Genomic DNA, 14,520 nt, shown 5'->3' with positions numbered 1-14,520 from the left:
CCGGGTCCTTCCGACAAGGACGGCATAAGTGACTACCCACTACACGAGCGTGCTCGCGGCCACCGTGCCCGCGCCGAGTATCGAATACCGCTTGCTGGCGCCGATGTTGATCGTGTTCGGCGTCGCGGTGGCCGGCGTACTGGTCGAGGCGTTCCTGCCGCGACGAGCGCGCTTCGGCACACAGGTGGTCCTGGCGGTGCTGGGCTGCGCGGGCGCGCTGGCGGCGGTGATCTCGCTGTCGGGAACCTCGCGCACCGCCGTCTCGGGCGCGGTCGCGATCGACGGTGTCACGCTGTTCGTGCAGGGCACGATCCTGGTGGTCGCGATCCTGTCGTTGCTGTTCATGGCCGAACGCGGAGTGGAACGGGTCGTGCGGGAAGGCCCCGGCACCCGCAGTCTGGCCGCGGCAACCGTTGGGCGCGGGGCCGACGCCTTCACCCCGCAGGCCGCGGCGGTGCCCGGCAGCGCCGACGAGGCCGCCGCGATCCGCGCGGGCGTGGCCACCACCGAGGTGTTCCCGCTGACCATGCTCACGGTGGGCGGACTGCTGCTGTTCCCGGCCTCCAACGATCTGCTCACCATGTTCGTCGCGCTCGAGGTGCTGTCGCTGCCGCTGTACCTGCTGTGCGGGTTGGCGCGGCGCAAACGATTGCTCTCCCAGGAAGCGGCGCTGAAATACTTCCTGCTCGGCGCGTTCTCCTCGGCCTTCTTCCTCTACGGCATCGCCCTGCTCTACGGGCAGGCGGGCACCGTGGAACTGCGCGGGATCGCCGACTCGATCGCCGAACGCCCCGAGGAATCGGTACTCGGCCTGCTCGGCGTCGCGCTGCTCGCGGTCGGATTGCTGTTCAAGATCGGCGCGGTGCCGTTCCAATCGTGGGTGCCCGACGTCTACCAGGGCGCGCCCACACCGGTCACCGCGTTCATGGCCGCGGCCACCAAGATCGCGGCACTCGGCGCGCTGATGCGCGTCCTGCAAGTCGCGGTCCCGGGGCTGAGCCAGGACTGGCGGCCGATCCTGGCGGCGGTGGCGATCGCGACGATGGTCGCGGGCGCGGTCATGGCCGTCACCCAGACCGACGTCAAACGCATGCTGGCCTATTCGTCGGTCGCGCACGCCGGATTCCTGCTCACCGGACTGGTCGCCGCCGACGAGACCGGCGTGGCGGCGATCCTGTTCTATCTGGTCGCCTACGGACTCGGCACCGTCGGCGCGTTCGCCGTGGTGTCGCTGGTCCGTGACGCCGACGGGTCCGAGGCCACCGGACTCGACCGCTGGGCCGGACTCGGACGCACCAGTCCGCTGCCCGCCGGTCTGTTCGCGCTGCTGCTGCTCTCCTTCGCTGGCCTGCCGCTGACCAGTGGTTTCGTCGCGAAGTTCGCGGTGTTCGAGGCGGCGGCCTCGGCCGGGGCGAGCTACCTGGTGGTCGTGGGCGTGGTGTGCAGCGCGATCGCCGCGTTCTTCTACGTGCGGGTCATCGTGTTGATGTTCTTCACCGACCCGCCCGCCGACGCGCCCGTGGTGCGCACCCCCGTGCTCACCTCGGCGGTGGTGGCCTGCACCACCGCCGCGACGTTGGTGCTGGGCATCCTGCCCCAGCCCCTGCTGGATCTGGCCGAGCGTGCCGCGACTTTCACCCGCTGAGCGCTCGGTCGCGACGGATCGCTCAGTCCAGACAGAATTCGTTGTCCTCCGGATCGGCCATCACGATGTGGCCGAACATCATCGGCGGCGCGGGTTCGTGCCGTTCGAGGCGGCGCGCGCCCAACGCGGTCAGGCGCGCGCACTCCTTCTCCAACGCCTCCATGCGCTCGTCACCGGTCAGGCCCGGCGCGGCCCGCACGTCGAGGTGCACCCGGTTCTTCGCCGCCTTGCCCTCGGGCACCTTCTGGAAGAACAGCCGCGGACCCGCTCCCGCCGGATCGATCACACCCGAGGCGTCGTTGCGACGCTCGGGCGGGATGTTCATCGCTTCCAGCGCCTCGTCCCAGGTCGCGAAACCCGGCGGCGGCTGCTGGAGTTCGTAGCCGAGGACTTCGGCCCAGAAGGCCGACAGCGCCGCCGGATCGGCGCAATCGAAGGTCACCTGGATGTCGCGGGCCATGGGCTACCGTCCTTTCCCTCTGCCCCGCCGCGGTGGCAGGGCGCGATTCAGCCCTCACCCTGCCACGGGGTTGGGACAGTTCCTGTCCTAGCGCCGCCGAGAATCGCGCCGAATTCCGCGGCTCGCCACGCCCGGAGACCGCTCAGTTCTGAACGAGTTGCGCGCCTTCGGGGAATTCGCAGAGTTCCACCACGATGCCGTCCGGGCCGTTCACCAGCAGCACGCGCTCACCCCATTCCTGTTCGGTGACCGGGAGCAGGAAATCCACGCCCTCCGCTTCCAGGCGGCGCGCCTCGCCGTCGAGATCCTCGACATGGAACGCGAGCAACACGCCCGAGGTCGCCTGCCCGCGGAAGCCCTCGGGCAGGATCTCCAGTCCGCGCCGGTGCAGCGCGATCTGCGTGCCCGCGTCCTCGCGGCCCAGTGACGCGAACCCCTCGGCGGCGAACAGTTCTCGGTACCCGAAGTGGTTCGCGAAGAACGCGGCGGCCGCGGGCACGTCGTCGACGTTGAAGCAGGCCACCGATTCGATGATCTTCATACATCCTCCTTTTCTCCGTACATTGTACAGAGTATCGGTGGCGAGATCGTCGTGCCCCAGCGGATGCGCGAGATCCTGAGCGGCGCGTCGCCGCACGGCTTGTCGACTCACATGGCGGAACCGGAGAAGTCGTTGCTGCCCGGGGTGGTCTTGGCGCGGTAGGTGATCCGGCCCGCGCGGCGCAGTCGGCGCATTCGGCGGCCGAGCAGGAAGAAGCCCAGGGCGAACGCCGCGGAGACGCCGATCGGGATCGCGATCGCCAGGAACAGGAGCGTCGAATCGCTCATGGGGTCATCGTTGGGGTTCGATGTCTGCGGTGCGCGGCCCGAGCGGCGAGGGATTCCACGATGCGCCGCCAGGCGGGCGAGGTCTCGGCGATCCGGGAGACGGTCAATTCACGTGTGCCCGCGCCGATGTCGGAGCCCTCGTGGGCGACCTCCCAGGCATCGAGGTCCTCGATGAGCCGATCCAGGCGCGGATCATCGGCCGCCCAGTCGACAGCGCGGTCGCAGGCCGAGTAGAGCCGCGTGGTCTCGGGATCGTCCAATGCCGCGTTCTTCTCGCGTAACCGGTCCGGCACGGCGTGCGGGTCCATCGCGCGCATCAGGATCCACGCGTCACGTTCGAGCAGCACCCGACGCTCGCTGATGCCCAGCCCGCGCATCCGGTCCAGAACGGCGACCACTTCGGCGGGGAGGACGAGTCGCTCGCCGCTGTCCAAGGCGGCGATCCGGCGGCGGCTCTCCGCGAGTTCCCCGAACCGGCGACCCAACTCCGCATCGATGTCGATGATCGCCGCAGCGAATTCTCCCGGTCGGGCGTGCAGAAGCGCGTCGATGCGGGCCAAGGGGACGCCGGCGTCGGCGAGGATGCGAATCCGGAGCAGGTCGACCACCGTGCGCGCGCTGTAACGACGATAGCCGGAGGCGTCGCGCTCGGGTTCCGGCAGCAGTCCCACGTGGTGGTAGTGGCGCACCCTGCGCACACTCACCCCCGCGGTCGCCGCGAGCTGGCAGCCACCGCTCGGTGTCCTTCGCCTCGACCAGCGCGCGCCGGAGAGGGTCCGGGTAGTCGGCGAGCAGTTCTTCGCGCATCGCGCGCAACGCCGGGCGCATCCGTTCGAGCCGCCGCGCGTCCGGGGACATCCGCTCGATCGCCGCCAGACTCGCCGCGTCGGGCATGACCGCGTTCCAGTCAGGGTGCAGCGCGTCCAACCAGACCAGTCCGGCGACCTCGTCCGGGAACAGTTGCGCGAACCTGTGCGCGTAGAAGCCGCCGAGGGAGTGCGCGGCGAGGACATGGGGTGCGGGAATCTCCAGACCGCGCAGCAGGTCGCGTAATTCGGTCGCGACGGCGGCGGCCGTGCGCGGCAGGGGGAGGGTGTCGCTGTAACCCGTGCCGCCGCGGTCGTAGACCATCGCGGTGGTGAACCGCGAAACCTCCCGCTGGACACCGAAATAGTCCAGACCCACCGCGCTCGCGCCCGGCAGGAACACGACGGCCGGACCGCCGCTGCCCGAACGGTGCAGGAAGAGGCGACGTCCGTCGATCTCGTGCAACCCTCCGACCGGCGGTGCGAGCCGCGCCGAGGGGATGCTGTCGTCGATCACGCGACAAGCGTGCGACCCTGACGCAGGGTCAAGGTCAACCCCTGCGTGATCATTGCGTGGACCCGACTCAGCCGACGTTCTCCCACGCGAACCCGTCCGGGTCCACGAACTGCCCCAGGCCGCCGGCGAACACGATTCGCGACGATCCGCTCCCCTCGGCGGGCACACCCGCGTCCTTGGCCGCGGCCCGGCGACCGTAGAGGGCGAGTTTGACCGGCGACGTGCCGGCGTCGAATTCGACATACTTGCTGCCGAAGCTCTTCGCCACGGTCAACCCGCGCTCCACGTAGAACTGCTTGGTCGCCTTGACCTTGTCGACGCCGAGCAGCACGACGAAATCGTCGATCGCGCGGGTCGCCGGGCCGGTGTCCTTCTTCGCGGAGGTCGCGATCTTCCACAGCGCGCCGTCCGGCGCCCGGCACGACCCCGCCGTACCCCCAGAAACTCTTCGTCGCGGGTTTGATCGTCTCGGCGCCCGCCGCGACGGCCGAGCCGATCAGACTGTCGACGGTGCTCGGCTGCGAGACGACCAGCGACAGGACGAATCCGCGGAATCCGGTGGTCGGCGCGTCCCCGGCGCGCACGCGCAGGCGGTCACCGAGGTCGAACGCCTCGGCGTAGAAGTGGGTGGCGGCGTCGGCGTCGGCCGCTTCCAGGGTGACGGTCTCGAGGGTGCGCTGTTCAGTGGTGATGTTCATGACGACAACGCTACGACCAGGCACTATCCCGACGCTTCTCGATTCCTGACCGCTTCGTCGGAGGTTCGGTTCGAGCCGATCGCCACGGTTCGCCGGGCCGTTCAGGCGGTGCGGTTGCGCCACGGCATGGCGCGGGTCAGCACGAGTTGGACCAGGCCGCAGAACACGAGCAGACCGAGCGTGTCCCACCACAGTCCGTAGGCGGAGACTCCGGTGAACAGCGTGCGCAGGGCGTCGGAGGCCAGCGCGGCCGGGTTGTAGGGGCCCGCAGCCACCAACCAGTCGGGGAGGCGGTCCGGTGGGACGAGGACCGGCCCGATCGCGGTCAGGACGACGGTGGCGGCCAGACTCAGGCCCGACGCCTGGTTGACCGAGGTACACGCGGTGCCGATGGCCGCGCCGATGCCCGCGAACGCGGCGGTGGCGAGCACCACGGGCACGAGCGCCGGATAGCTCGGGGCGAAGTCCAACTCGAAGACCGTGCCACCGACCAGCGCCGTCACCACCAGCGCGGGCAGGGCCAGCAGCAGGAACGCGGCGAGGGTGCCGCCGATCATCGCCTCGCGGCGCAGCGGGAGCGAGGCGAAGAACTCGAACGCGCCCGTGTCCTTCATGTGGGAGAAGTTGGCGGCGATCTTGTTCTGCATCTCGAACAGCAGGGCGATGGTCAGCGCGCCGGAGAAGATGTAGGCGTCCGAACCGCGCACGTCGGAGAACGTGCCGAGGGCGAGCAGGGTCATGATCGGGGTGAGCATGCCCGTCAGCACCATCGACGGCCACGACCACCGCCAGTTGGTGAGTTGGATGCGCAGCACTTCGCCGAGGTGGTTCATCGCGCGACCCGCTCGGCGAGCGTGCTGAGGTAGATCTCCTCGAGTCCGAGCGGCGCGATCGAGTAGTCGCGGATGCCGTGGCCGTCGAGAACTCGCACGATCGCCGCCACCGCCTCGGGTTCGGTGTGCGCGAGCACCGCGTCGTAGCCCACGCTGACCTCCGCGCTCCACTGTCGCAGCACCTCGAGCAGATCCTCGGCCGCGAGCGGCAGGTCGTCGAGGCCGACCCGCACGCGCAGCCTGTCCCCCGCCCCGGCGCGCAACTGCGCCGGACTACCACCGCGCACCACCGTGCCCGCGTCGAAGATCGCCACCTTGCTGAGCACCCGCTCGGCCTCGGCCGGATTGTGGGTGACCATCACGATCGTGCGCCTCTCGTCGCGGTTGAGCCGCCACAGCAGTTCCCACACCGCGCGGCGGCGGATCGGGTCCATCTCGTTGGTCGGTTCGTCCAGGACCAGCACGGGCGGGTCGGCCGTCATCGCGACGCCGAGTTGCAGCAGTCGCCGCTGACCACCCGACAGTCGTTGCGCCGACCGGCCGACGAAGGCGTCCATGCCGAGCAGATCGATGATCCGGTCCCGGTCGGCGCGCGCCGCCGCCCGGCGCAGACCCTTTATCCGTGCCGTGTAGAACAGCGCTTCGGCGACGGTGAGACTGTTGAGCGCGAACGCGGACTGCGGCATGTAGCCGACGTTCTCGACCACCCGCGACTTGCGATCGGCCACGTCCACGCCGCGGAAGCGAACCCGCCCCTCGGTCGGTTTCAGCAGTCCGAGAAGGATTTTCACCAGCGTGGTCTTGCCCGCGCCGTTGTTGCCGAGCAGTCCGAAGAACTCGCCCTCGGCGACGGTGAGGTCGATGCGGTCGTTGGCCAGGGTCGCGCCGAGGCGCTTGCTCACCGTGTCGACCTCGAAGACCGGGACGTCGGGACTCGGTGGGCTCGGCACCCGATCCATCGTGCCGGCGCGCTGCCGCCCCGGCCACCATCGACACCGCTGCCGACCGATCCCGCTCGGACGCGGCAGCCCAAGGGTTCCCGGTCGTCCCGACCACAATCGGAGGTGACTCCTCCGCTTTCAGGTACCGTGAAGTATGAGCCTGACCCGTCGGCAGTTGTGGCACCTCGGCACCGCCGGATCACTGGCACTGCTGGCGGGGACGTCCTCGATCAGCAGCGGTCGGTTCCGCGCACCACGCCTGTCCGACGATCCGTTCACCCTCGGCGTCGCCTCCGGTGACCCCACCCCCGACGGATTCGTGCTGTGGACCCGGCTCGCCCCCGACCCGTTCGCCCCCGACGGCGCGGGCGGAATGGGAAGCCGTCCGGTGACCGTCGACTACGAAGTCGCCGAGGACGAGCGGTTCGCCCGGGTGGTGCGGCGCGGATCGGCGGTGGCGACGCGGGAACTGGCCCACAGCGTGCACCCCGAGATCGCCGGATTGTCCGCGGACCGCTGGTATTACTACCGCTTCCGGGCGGGCTCGGCCGTCTCCCCCGTGGGTCGCACGCGCACCGCGCCCGCCCGCGACAGTCATCCGGATCGACTACGTTTCGTCTTCGCGTCCTGTCAGGCGTGGAACGACGGCTACTACACCGCCTACGACCACATCGCCGCCGAGGACATCGACCTGGTCGTGCACCTCGGCGACTACATCTACGAGGACGCCGTCACCGGCGCGCGCACCGGCCGATCCGTCGAATCCCACCTGCGCCCGGAGGCCCGCGACCTGGCCGGCTACCGACTGCGCTACGCGCTGTCCAAGGTCGAACACCCGCTGCGCCGCGCGCACGCGCTGTTCCCGTGGCTGGTCACCATGGACGATCACGAAGTCGACGACAACTGGGCGGCGGGCTCCTCGGGCCTGGATCTCGACATCGACATCGCGCCCGCCGTCTTCCGCGCCCGGCGGGCCGCCGCCTTCCGCGCCATGTACGAACATCAGCCGCTGCGGCTCGCGCAACGACCGACCGGCGCGGGCATCCACCTGCACCGCCGCTACCACTACGGCGACCTCGCCGACATCACCATGCTCGACACCCGCCAATACCGCACCCGCCAGAGCAGTCTCAACGGCGCGATCACCACCGACGACGACGGCAGGGCCGCCGCCACCCGCACGATTCTCGGTGCCGCGCAACGGGACTGGCTCATCGACGGATTCGCGCGCTCACGCGCCCGCTGGCAGATCATCGGCAACCAGGTCCCGCTGGGACAGACCGACCACGATTCCGGCCCCGCCACCGCCGTCTCCACCGACGCCTGGGACGGCTACGTCGCCGACCGCACCGCCCTGCTCACCGGGGCCGCCGACCGCGACGTCCGCAACCTCGTCGTCCTCACCGGCGACCGCCACGAGAACTACGCCTCCGACCTGCGCCGCGACTACGCCGACCCCGAATCCCCGATCCTCGGCAGCGAATTCACCGGAACCTCGGTGACCAGCGGCGGCGACGGCGTCGACATGTACGAGCACGGACGGCGCCTGCTCGACGCCAACCCCGACCTCAAATTCTTCAACGCCCAACGCGGATACGTGCGCGTCGAAGTGGATCGGTGGTTGTGGCGCACCGACTTCCGCGTCCTGCCCTACGTCGAACGGCCCGGCGCACCGGTTCACACGCGCGCGACCTACGTCGTGCGGGACGGGATACCCGGGGTCATCGAGACCTGGCGGCCCGAACATCCGCCCGCCGTCGAAGGCGATGCGACTCCGGAGGTCGAGGATCTCGCGCACGCCCCTGGAGGCGACCGCTGACGCTCGAATAACGGTCACCACTCGTGGCGGAGGCGGGCGCGTTCGTGGGCGGAGGCCAGGAGGGCGCGGACGGTCGCGTCGGTGTTCGGTCCGGGGTTGACGACGGACAGCCAACTCGCGCCGCCATAGACGGGGTGGGCTACCAGCGTGTCCGGTTGAGCGGGGTCCGCACCTCGTTCGGCGGTGTCGCGCGGGGCGTGACCGGTCCGGGCTCGGAATTCCTCCGTGGTCGCCGAGATGTTGAGACGGAAGGTGTTCGGGCGGTGCAGATGTGAGCGTTCGTCGTCGGGGTAGTCCTTGGTGACGATGGTCGCGAAGGGTTGGCCGCGGGTCGGGGTGCGGCCATCGGGGGCGTAGTAGAAGAAATAGTCGCCCCAGGCGATCTCCGGGGTGCCGTCTCCAGGGGCGGGCGCGAGAGTGTGGACGCCGCCGAGCGCGGCGAGGTGGGCGACGATCTCCTCGATGGTCATACTTCCAGCATTACATTGAAGTGCCGGCCCGCCGCGCGGTGGAGTTCATCGCGGCGGAACCCATTGCCGAGATTCGCGTTTCGGACGCGATGACGATCTCCGAACTCGCCCGAGCCCTCGGCGTCAGGACCTCGACCCTGCGACACTGGGAGACCGAGCACCTACTCGCACCGACCCGGGACCGTACCGCCCGCCGCTACTCCCCCGAAGACGTCCGCGACGCCCGGATCGTGCACCAAATGCGCCTCGCCGGCTATCGCGTCCCGGACCTGCGCTCCCTGATGCCCCGCCTACGCGTGGGCCGGGATATCGAAACACTGGCCGAGGGATTGGCGGCCCGCGACCGAATCCTGGACGGCCGATCGCAGGCGATGCTCGAAGCCGCGGCCGCACTGTCGGCCCTGCTGAAGTCGAGCGGTGCGGTGATGCCCACCGACAGCGCCGTCGCCCCTGTGGGAAAAGCCGACGACGACCGGCGGGCTTCTGCCGCTACCGAGGCCGTGCCGAGCTGACGGTATTTTGCGCGGTGACTCGAAGACCTACCGATAGCGCGACGCCGTGAAGTCGGCGCTTACGCAATCGTACGAGCTGGGGTTCACGCGGCGCTCGGACGCGATCGAATGGCAGGACTGGTTCGATTGTGCGCTCATGGACGACGACCTCTGATTGCCGATGTAGTCACCGTGGCAGCGGAGATCCGGGAGGCGCGTGGCCTTCCGGGGATCGGGGTGGGTTATTTCTGGCAGACGATGCCGTAGCGGCCGGGGATGTGCTGGCCGTTCATGAAGCCGCCTGCGAAGCCTTGGCCGCGGCAGAAGCCGGTGGCGGCGCGGGCGGCTTGGGACCAGGGGACCTCGTCGAGGCGGGGGGTGGCGAATCCCCAGCCGGTGGCGGCGATCTGGGCGTCGGTGACGTCGAACCACTGGGCGCCGCCGCGGTAGCAGAGGACGCCGTAGCGGCCGTCGCGCTGGTGGCCGGTGAAGTGGCCGCCCGCGTACTGACCGCCGTCGTTCAGACCGGCGCAGAGGCGTTCGGCGGCGCGGTTGGCCTGGGCCCAGGAGACGGTGTTCACGTCGGTGAAGGCCCAACCCGTGGCCGCGATGGCGGCGGCGTCGACGTCGAACCAGCGCTGATCTCCGGCGGCGCAGAGGATTCCGCTGCCGGTGCGGCCGTCGAGTTGCCCTTGGTGGCCGTCGTAGTGTCCGCCGGCGTAGCCGCGGGCGTAGCACATCGCGGCGGCGGCGCGCGCGGACTGCGCCCAACCCGCGGTGTTCACGTCGCCGACCGGCCACCGCACGCCCTCGCCCTCCGCGGGCGAGACCCACACGTTCGCGCCGGTCGAGCCGGGCTGCCACCGACTGGACAGGGCGGCGTGGATCCAGTCGCGGACCGCCGGGATCGCGACGGCGTGCGACCGCGCGCCCGAACACGCTCCGCCGGAGACGATTCCGGCCAGGTAGGCGCGGTTGTCGGGCGGGTTGAAGACGAACACCGGGCCGCCGCTGTCGCCGGGGAGTTGCAGTTGTCCGGCGGCGGTCGGCGTCATGCGCAGGTAGCGGCCGCCTTCGCGTTCGGTGAAGCGGGTCGAGGTGGCCGCGCCGTTGGGCCTGCTGGTGGGTTCGTAGCCGACGCCGGCGATGTCGACGGTGCCGGAGCGGTAGGTGCCCGCACCGGTGCCGTCGTAGGTGGGCGTGCACTGGATGGCCATGGTGTCGCCTTGGCCGTAGATGCTCGCGGTGCGCTCGCCCTGCCCGAGTTCGGCGAGGGTGCCGGGCCAGAAGCGGTCGCCGAAGACGCCGGGGTTGCCGGTGAAGGTGAGCGGTCGGGCCAGGTGCACGAGCGCCAGGTCGGCGCCGACCTCGTCGGCGAATCCGGCGAACAGATAGATCGCGTCGGCGGGCGAGGAACTCTCGGTGGGTGCGTCTTCGAGCATGGTGACCGTTAGCGCGGCGGGTGCGGTGCGGGTGGTGTCGACGCAGTGTCCGGCGGTGAGCGCCCAGTCGGCGGCGAGCAGCACCCCGGAGCAACTGGCGTCGCCGACGGTGAGGGTGACGACACCGAAGTCCTGCTGTTCGGTCTCGCCGATGGTGGTTCCGTTGGTGATCGCGGAGGCGGGCGTCGCGGTGCCGAGGCCGACGACCGCGGCCGCGGCCAGCACCGCCGATCCGAACCATCGCGACCTGCGGACGCCGCGGCGCGCCGGTCGCGACGGCGAGTCGAGCCGTGTCCTGATGATGTTCCGCATGGCGATGGTCCTTCCGGTCGTCGAGCACGTTGGGCGGGCGCGACGCCCGATCCCCCTGCGCCCCACTGTGCGGGGGCGGGCCAACGACTTTCTGACGGTTCACCAAGGGAAACGAGCGAACGCCCGACGCCGGGCGAGGGCATCGGGCGTTCGGGGGTCACTGGAGGGTGATGGCTCCGGAGGCGAGGTCGGACTTCACCTTGTCCATCGCGGCGGTGATCTCCGGGGTGGACTCGCAGAGCACGAGGTCGGTGGCGCCGGTGGCGGAGGCGAGACCGAAGCGGACCTGTTCGGCGGCGAAGGTGTCGTCCAGGACAGCTTGGACGGCGAATTCGAGTTCGGCGCCGGTGTCGCTCTTGACGTAGCCGGCGAAACCGGGTTCGGACCCGCACGGTTTGACCAGCGGTCCGCCGACCACCAACGCCTGCCCTTCGCGGGCGGCCTGGGCCAGGCCCTGGCGGCCGAGGTTGAGTTGTTGGCCGAACGCGCCCGCGCCCGCGCCGATGTCGGCCTGGGTGGCCTGCTTGGCCTTGGCGACGTCGTTGAAGTCGCCGACGTACTGGGCGGGCAGCACGGTGATCTCGGGGCGGACGTGGCGTGCGCCCTGCTCGAAGGCTTTGGCGGTCTTGACGATCGCGGGCAGTTCCATGCCGCCGACGAAGCCGACCTTGCCGGTGCGGGTGACCAGGGCGGCGTAGGCGCCCGCGAGGAAGCCGCCGTCGGCCTGGACCGGGTCGTAGTAGGCGAGGTTGGCCAGCGGGACGGCGTCGGCGGGGCCGCCGATCTCGACGAATTTCACGTCCGGGAAGGTGGGCGCGACCTGACGCAGCACGGAGTCGGTCTGGCCGCCGAAGGAGACGACCAGTTTCGAGGTGGCGGCCAGGCGGGTGAGGACCTGCTGGTAGTCGGCGGCGGCGACCTGTTCGACCTTGGTGAGCGAGACCTTGTCGGGCAGGTTCTTCTCGAGGCGCTGGTAGCCCTCGTAGCCGGATTGCATGAAGCCGTCGTCGGACAGCGAACCCGGGAACATCACGCCGACCTTCAGCGCGCCGCCCGCGGTGTCCTCGGCGCTCGAACAGGCGGTCACGGTCGCGGCCGCGAGGGTCAACAGTGCGGCGACTGCGAGTTTCTTCATGGGGGTGCTTTCCTTCGGAACAGAGCAAGTTAGTGGTATGCCATTAAGGTAGAAGTGCTGCGTTGCGCGGGCATTTCACGCAGGTATCACGGTGCGACCACCTCCGATCACCAGCGCGCGCGGCGGCCGGCTCACCACCGCCTCCGCCGCCGAACGCGCCGCGACGACCACCAGATCCGCGCGCGCTCCCACCGCGCCCCCGTGGGCGGGCAGACCCAGCACACTCGCCCCGTGCGCGGTCGCCGCGCGCAACGCCAGTTCGATCTGCGGATCGGCGTAGCACTGCGCGCGACTGGCCAACTGGTAGGCGCGGTGCAGCATGTCGCCGTCGCCGTAGGGCGACCACAGATCGCGGATCCCGTCGTTGCCCGCCGCGAGAACCGCGCCCGCCGCGGCCATCTCGCGCAGCGGCGCGACCGGGTCGTCGTGGGCGGCGCAGGTGGTCATCGAGATGCCCGCTTCGGCCAGTCCGGCGATCAGGCGGGTCCGATGCGCGGGATCGACGTCGCCGAGCGCGTAACCGTGGCTGATCGTCACCCGGTGCGCCATGCCCGTGGACAGCGTGCGTTCGATGATCGCCTCGAACTGCCACGCCCCGAGACCGCCGCGATCGTGCAGGTGGATGTCCACCGGCACCGCGTGTTCCAGGGCCAGACCGAACACGGTGTCGAGGTGGCGCACCGGATCGCGATCCACGCCCGCCGGATCGATGCCGCCGACGACCTGGGCCGCGCCCGAGCGCAGCGCGCGGTCCATCAATTCGACGGTGCCCGGGTTGGTCAACATGCCGAATTGCGGAAAGGCGACCTGCTGCACCGAGATCCGGCCCTCGAGGGTGTCGGCGGCGGCGCGGACGGCGGCGAATCCGTCGAGCCCGAGTTCGGGACAGACGTCGGTGTGGGTGCGCACCGCGGTGGTGCCCTGGGCGAGCACGTGCCGCAGCAGCGCGGCGATCCGCTCGGTGTCGGGCACCCCGAATTCGGCGCGCCGCCGTTGGACGTAGGCGATCTTGTCGCTGATCGCGCTGCCCGCCGTATTGGGCACCCACGGTCCGCCCCACAGGGTCTTGTCCAGGTGGCAGTGCGCGTCGACGAATCCGGGCAGGACCAGCGCGCCGTCGAGATCCCACGCGCCGTCCTCCGCCGGGCGCGGCGCGGGGACGCGAGCGTGTTCGACAGTGGTCGACGGTGTGATCGCGCTGACGCGACCGTCCGAAATCCGCACCTCGACCAGACCGGGCAACCCCCACACCCGGGCGTCGCGCAGCAGGATCTGCGTGTCTGGTGACTCCGTCATCCCGATCAGCTCGCCAACTCGATCTCGGTGCCCAACCCGCGCGTTCGGGCGGCGTCGATGAGCAGGCGCGCGGCGGCCAGATCCTGCAAGCCGATCCCGAGGGAGTTGTAGAGGGTGATCTGCGCGTCGTCGGCGCGCCCAGGTTTCGCGCCGACCACGATCTCGCCGATCTCGTCGGCGAAGTGCTCGGCCCCGATCGCGCCCTCGCGCAACGGGATCAGCACGTCACCGGATTCGTGGGCGGCGGTGAGCCTGCTGTCCACGACCACCCGCGCGCGGCGGATGCCCTCGGTGTCGATCTCGCGGTGGTCGGGGCGCGGGGGCGCGCCGACCGCGTTGACGTGCAGTCCCGGCGCGAACCACGCGCCGTGCACGACCGGTTCGCGCGCGGGGGTCAACGTGCACACCACGTCGGCGGTGCGCACCACCTTCTCCGCCGTCGAGACCATCTCGGCCCCCGTCGCTTCGGCGAAGGTCCGCGCGGTGGCCTCGGTGCGACTCCACACCAGCACCCGGTCGAATTCGCGCACCGACCGCAGCGCCGCGAGGTGGGCGTGGGCCAGCGCTCCCGCGCCGATGAAGCCCAGGGTCCGGCTGTCGGCGCGGGCGAGTTCGGCGGTGGCGACCGCGGAGGCCGCCGCGGTGCGCACCCTGGTCACGGCCGCGCCGTCGATGAGCGCCGCGCAGGACCCGTCCTCGGCCGAGACGGCCAGGATGGTGGAACGCTGCGCGGGCAGACCGCGTTCGCGGTTGTCGGGGATGTCGGCGAGCAGTTTCACCGCCGCCAGCCCGGCCGGACGCGAGGCCGCGACCATGGCCAAGAAGGT

The 14,520-nt window shown here is 70.4% G+C and carries 14 protein-coding genes and 2 pseudogenes; 3 read left to right on the top strand and 13 right to left on the bottom strand.

Annotated elements, in window-relative coordinates:
* Positions 1–28: 28 nt before the first annotated feature.
* Positions 29–1,645, top strand: coding sequence for an NADH-quinone oxidoreductase subunit NuoN (gene nuoN / locus ON30_RS13665; protein WP_051029301.1), 1,617 nt, complete (start codon positions 29–31; stop codon positions 1,643–1,645).
* A gap of 22 nt (positions 1,646–1,667) precedes the next feature.
* Here the strand turns inward: nuoN and ON30_RS13660 are convergent, their stop codons facing one another.
* The 8 genes and pseudogenes from ON30_RS13660 to ON30_RS13630 form a co-directional block, all read right to left on the bottom strand.
* Entirely contained in the window at positions 1,668–2,105 is a 438-nt protein-coding gene (locus ON30_RS13660) for a VOC family protein (RefSeq protein WP_040707232.1), read from the bottom strand.
* A gap of 142 nt (positions 2,106–2,247) precedes the next feature.
* A complete protein-coding gene (locus ON30_RS13655) occupies positions 2,248–2,646 on the bottom strand; it encodes a VOC family protein (protein WP_040707230.1) in 399 nt (132 codons plus the stop codon).
* A gap of 107 nt (positions 2,647–2,753) precedes the next feature.
* Positions 2,754–2,933: a hypothetical protein gene (locus ON30_RS13650; RefSeq protein WP_040707229.1), complete on the bottom strand. Its 180-nt coding sequence runs from the start codon at positions 2,931–2,933 to the stop codon at positions 2,754–2,756.
* Entirely contained in the window at positions 2,930–3,637 is a 708-nt protein-coding gene (locus ON30_RS13645; RefSeq protein ID WP_051029300.1) for a helix-turn-helix domain-containing protein, read from the bottom strand. Before ON30_RS13645 ends, ON30_RS13650 begins: the two co-directional genes overlap by 4 nt.
* A gap of 190 nt (positions 3,638–3,827) precedes the next feature.
* Positions 3,828–4,142, bottom strand: a pseudogene (locus tag ON30_RS41065) (alpha/beta fold hydrolase); the annotation flags it as partial.
* A gap of 181 nt (positions 4,143–4,323) precedes the next feature.
* A pseudogene (locus ON30_RS13640) lies at positions 4,324–4,954 on the bottom strand (VOC family protein).
* A gap of 101 nt (positions 4,955–5,055) precedes the next feature.
* Complete coding sequence (locus ON30_RS13635; RefSeq protein WP_040707227.1) at positions 5,056–5,787, bottom strand: ABC transporter permease; 732 nt, start codon at positions 5,785–5,787, stop codon at positions 5,056–5,058.
* Positions 5,784–6,737, bottom strand: a complete 954-nt coding sequence (locus ON30_RS13630; protein ID WP_157183722.1) for an ABC transporter ATP-binding protein — start codon at positions 6,735–6,737, stop codon at positions 5,784–5,786. The genes ON30_RS13635 and ON30_RS13630 overlap by 4 nt, the downstream gene beginning before the upstream one ends.
* A gap of 145 nt (positions 6,738–6,882) precedes the next feature.
* Here ON30_RS13630 and ON30_RS13625 point away from each other — a divergent pair, with 145 nt between their 5' ends.
* Positions 6,883–8,547 carry an alkaline phosphatase D family protein gene (locus tag ON30_RS13625; protein ID WP_040707226.1) on the top strand — a complete coding sequence of 555 codons (1,665 nt, stop codon included), beginning with the start codon at positions 6,883–6,885 and terminating at the stop codon, positions 8,545–8,547.
* Between the two features lie 14 nt (positions 8,548–8,561).
* On the opposite strand, the gene ON30_RS13620 is transcribed toward ON30_RS13625, so the two are convergent.
* Entirely contained in the window at positions 8,562–9,017 is a 456-nt protein-coding gene (locus ON30_RS13620) for a DUF6194 family protein (RefSeq protein WP_040707224.1), read from the bottom strand.
* An 89-nt stretch (positions 9,018–9,106) separates the two neighbouring features.
* On the opposite strand from ON30_RS13620, the gene ON30_RS13615 reads away from it, so the two are divergent.
* Positions 9,107–9,529 (top strand): MerR family transcriptional regulator, encoded by a 423-nt coding sequence (locus ON30_RS13615; protein ID WP_083911388.1) that lies wholly within the window; start codon positions 9,107–9,109, stop codon positions 9,527–9,529.
* Between the two features lie 221 nt (positions 9,530–9,750).
* Here the strand turns inward: ON30_RS13615 and ON30_RS13610 are convergent, their stop codons facing one another.
* The 4 genes from ON30_RS13610 to ON30_RS13595 form a co-directional block, all read right to left on the bottom strand.
* The gene (locus ON30_RS13610) at positions 9,751–11,262 is read right to left on the bottom strand and encodes a trypsin-like serine protease (RefSeq protein ID WP_040707223.1); all 1,512 of its coding nucleotides are present in this window, start codon (positions 11,260–11,262) and stop codon (positions 9,751–9,753) included.
* 157 nt (positions 11,263–11,419) lie between these two features.
* Positions 11,420–12,397 (bottom strand): BMP family protein, encoded by a 978-nt coding sequence (locus tag ON30_RS13605; protein WP_040707222.1) that lies wholly within the window; start codon positions 12,395–12,397, stop codon positions 11,420–11,422.
* Positions 12,398–12,472: 75 nt separating this feature from the next.
* Complete coding sequence (locus ON30_RS13600) at positions 12,473–13,693, bottom strand: amidohydrolase (protein WP_051029297.1); 1,221 nt, start codon at positions 13,691–13,693, stop codon at positions 12,473–12,475.
* Between the two features lie 5 nt (positions 13,694–13,698).
* The coding region (locus ON30_RS13595) for an ornithine cyclodeaminase family protein (RefSeq protein WP_040707221.1) at positions 13,699–14,520 on the bottom strand (822 nt) is incomplete at its 5' end.

Origin of the sequence: Nocardia takedensis NBRC 100417 (genome assembly GCF_000308695.1) — a bacterium.
Taxonomy (GTDB): Bacteria; Actinomycetota; Actinomycetes; order Mycobacteriales; family Mycobacteriaceae; genus Nocardia; species Nocardia takedensis.
This window is presented reverse-complemented; position numbering and strand designations above follow the sequence as displayed.